Genomic DNA, 3,546 nt, shown 5'->3' on the forward strand with positions numbered 1-3,546 from the left:
GCACTTATAGCAATGGTTATTATTACTATCACTTCTCGTTTAGTGTAACAGACGCCACGTATAATCCAATTACATTAAATGCAACAGTTAACGATGTTGTTTATGCGGTATCAGACCCTGTATCCCGTCTGTCTGCACCTCCGATTTATACCGGTGGCGGCGTGTATTTACCGCCAAGCGCCAGTGGTGATAAACTTGATGCTGTGAACGGTACAGTTGATGCTAACGCACTAAAGAACGCTTTGGCGAACAACACCAACGTAACGATCAATGCGAAAGGTGAAACGGTTTCGATCCCAGCAGCTGCCTTGGAAGGTGCAAAATCAGACGCAACCATCACTATCGTTGGCGACAATGGTACATACATTATGCCTCTGTCCGTTCTGAAGCTCGATGATCTGGCAAAAGCTCTTGGTGTTGCTGTTACTGTTCTGAAGATCAACGTTGAAATCAAGAAGCTTACTGGAGATGCAGCAACTGCTGTTACGAATGCGGCAACTGCTATAGGTGCCAGCGCACTATCCGCTGCAGTTGACTTCAGTATTACGGCTGAAGGTAAAGATGGTAAGAAAGTCGCGGTCGACTCTTTCGGCACTTATGTAAAACGTAAGCTTCCGTTGACGAAAGCTGCTTCCAACACAGCGACTGTCGCCTTATACAACCCAACTACGAAGACACTTAGCTTTGTACCGACTACGATTACGGACAAAGAAGCTACGTTCCAACGTAATGGCAACAGCGTTTATGTTGTAGTTGAATCCTCCAAGTCCTTCAGCGATATCGCATCGCACTGGGGTAAAGCAGACATCGAGCTGTTAGCAAACAATTGATCGTTGACGGTGTAACTGACACGACCTTCGAAGCTGACCGCAACATTACTCGTGCTGAATTCGCAGCTCTCGTTGTTCGCTCTTTGGGTCTAAACACGGTATCGGGAGCAACTTACTTCAGCGATGTAAAATCAGGTGATTGGTATGCTGACGTCGTTGGCGCCGCTGCTCAAGCGAAGCTGGTTGACGGCTATGAAGACGGCACGTTCCGTCCGAACGCTGAAATCACTCGCGAAGAGTTGGCTGCCATGGTAGTACGTGCACTGAAGTTTGCAGGTGTTGAAATTAATGTAGATGCTACGAAACAAGCCCAGCTGCTGTCCGTATGGAAAGATACTAACAACATCGTTTGGGGTAAAGCTGAAGTTACAGCTGCTCTGGACGCCGGCCTCATGAACGGCATGACCGACACAACGCTCGGAACAGACGGCCAAGCAACGCGCGCTCAATCCGCTGCGATGCTGAAACGTTTCTTAACAAAAGCAGCTTTCATCAATTAAATGATATTGAAAAGAKCCGCCCCAGACATCGAGCGGCTCTTTTTCAAACCTAAAATTCCCTTCCAATTTCCAATATGCGGCCTGAATGAACGTCAACCTATGTATACACCATACACTATCAATTTCTTGCTTCTCTGAGGCGGCAGTAACTGCCAGTTTCAACACACCCATGCATTGGTGCGTAATTATTGTATTCGATAAAATAGAATTGAGCCACTTAGAAGCGGTTTGATCACAATAAAAGTGAGCCACTGAATTACCAATTCTCTCACGAACCTCGTATGCTAGATTTGTCGACAACTAGCTGAGAGGAAAGAAAAGGAATGATCACAGTGGCTCAATTTCTTCTTATCAAACATTGCATCGAGCGTGAAGGGCTCTCCCAGCGGGAAACCGCACAGAAGCTTGGTATCTCGCGTAACACGGTAAAGAAACACCTGCAGGCGGAGAAGTTGCCGACCACGATTGAACGTAAACGCATTTACGGCGAACGAAAGCCACGCGGTGAAACCGAGCGGATCCTACCGCTGATCGATGAGTGGCTGAACGCGGATCAGAGCGTGTGGAAAAAGCAGCAGCACACCGCAGTACGCATCTTTCATCGCCTTGTAGACGAATACGACTTCCGTGGCTCAGAATCCAACATTCGCCACCTCGTGCGCCAGGCGCAAGGGGCTACTGCAAGACGTGTATATCCCGCTGGAATTTCAAATGGGACAGCAGTTCAATTCGACTGGGGAGAGGCCGACGTTATGCTCAGCGGTAAGCTCACACGCGTGTACTTGTTCTGCATGCAACTGTCCGACAGCCGCAAACGGTTTGTCCGCGCCTATCTACATGAAAAACAAGAAGCGTTTCTTGACGGGTTTGTACACAGCTTCCGCTACCTGGGCGGCGTCCCGGCGCTGGTGCTTCTGGATAATCTCAAAAGTGCGGTGATCAAAGTGCTGCAAGGACGCGACCGTCTGGAGCAGGAAGCGTTTCAGGCGCTGCAGGCGCACTACGTATTTAAAGCCGAGTTCTGCAACGTCCGCTCTGGCAATGAAAAAGGTCAGGTTGAGAGCCTGGTCGGCGATTCACGCCGCAACGCGCTTGTCCCTGTCCCTCATGCACAGTCGCTTGAGGAGCTCAACAGAGATATCCTACTCCCGTGGTGCGAGCGGAGCGCTCAGCATAAGTGTTTATGATCAAATGAAAAGGGATGGTTTTATCAATAGAAAATCCCTGGTGTGATCATCAGGAATTCCCTGGTATGATCATCGGAAAATCCCTGGTGTGAGCTGGAAATTCTTCTGATGGATTCAGAGCCCCTTTCGGTCATCCAATTGACGTATAATTCTTCTTGCAGAGATGCAAGGAGGAGAAAGGATGATGAAGAGCATGGAGCAGATCCACCGAGTCAAAGAGTTACAAATGCAGCAGCAGGGACCTTATCAGATCGCCAAGGAATTAAAGATGGATGTGAAAACCGTCCGCAAGTATATAGCCAAAGAAGATTTCTCCCCGCAGGTGCCGGTTGTCGTGACAAGGCCCTCAAAGCTGGATCCGTACAAAGCTACCATTGATGCATGGTTAAAAGAAGACGAACAGAATCGCTACAAGCAATGACATACCGGCAAACGTGTGTATGACCGGCTAGTCCAGAAGCATCCTGAGTTCGACTGTTCTTACCCCACTGTCAATCGCTATGTAACGGCCGTAAAGCAAGAACGCAAGATGAGCAAAAATGGCTTTCTAGAGCTGCAGTGGCACCCTGGCGAAGCCCAGGCAGACTTCGGTGAGTGCGATGTCATCCTAAACGGACAAAGGCGGACATGTCGCTTTCTCGTACTCTCTTTCCCACAAAGTAACGCAGCGTTCGTACAGTGCTTCTTGGGAGAAACAGCGGAATGCCTCACTCAAGGTCTCATGGACACTTCGAGCACGTGGAGGGCGTCCCTCGCCGATTGGTGCTAGACAACGCAACAGGTGCTGGAAGGCGGGTTGGTGAGGTGGTCAGACTGACGCATTTATTCCAGCGTTTTCAAGCTCATTTCGGATTCGAGGTTACCTTCTGTAACCCGGCCAGTGGGCATGAGAAAGGCAACGTGGAGAACAAGGTCGGCTACGCAAGGCGAAACTATTTTGTGCCGCTTCCTTCTGCTCCTTCGCTCCTCGAGTGGAATGCAGAGTTGTTTCAAGTCTGTGAGCTCGACAATGCCAGAGAGCACTACAAA

3 protein-coding genes and 2 pseudogenes are annotated in these 3,546 nt (G+C 49.4%); all 5 read left to right on the forward strand.

Features of this window, described 5'->3' with window-relative positions; genetic code table 11:
• Positions 1-830, forward strand: a pseudogene (locus tag AC1DWB_RS32250) (S-layer homology domain-containing protein); the annotation flags it as partial.
• The gene (locus tag AC1DWB_RS32255) at positions 827-1,330 is read left to right on the forward strand and encodes an S-layer homology domain-containing protein (protein WP_477545189.1); all 504 of its coding nucleotides are present in this window, start codon (positions 827-829) and stop codon (positions 1,328-1,330) included. The pseudogene AC1DWB_RS32250 and the gene AC1DWB_RS32255, both read left to right, overlap by 4 nt.
• A gap of 323 nt (positions 1,331-1,653) precedes the next feature.
• The gene (gene istA / locus AC1DWB_RS32260; RefSeq protein ID WP_477545190.1) at positions 1,654-2,517 is read left to right on the forward strand and encodes an IS21 family transposase; all 864 of its coding nucleotides are present in this window, start codon (positions 1,654-1,656) and stop codon (positions 2,515-2,517) included.
• Positions 2,518-2,698: 181 nt separating this feature from the next.
• The gene (locus AC1DWB_RS32265) at positions 2,699-2,938 is read left to right on the forward strand and encodes a hypothetical protein (protein WP_477545191.1); all 240 of its coding nucleotides are present in this window, start codon (positions 2,699-2,701) and stop codon (positions 2,936-2,938) included.
• 281 nt (positions 2,939-3,219) lie between these two features.
• A pseudogene (locus tag AC1DWB_RS32270) lies at positions 3,220-3,546 on the forward strand (IS21 family transposase); the annotation flags it as partial.

Source organism: Paenibacillus sp. P4_E11 (assembly GCF_056401635.1).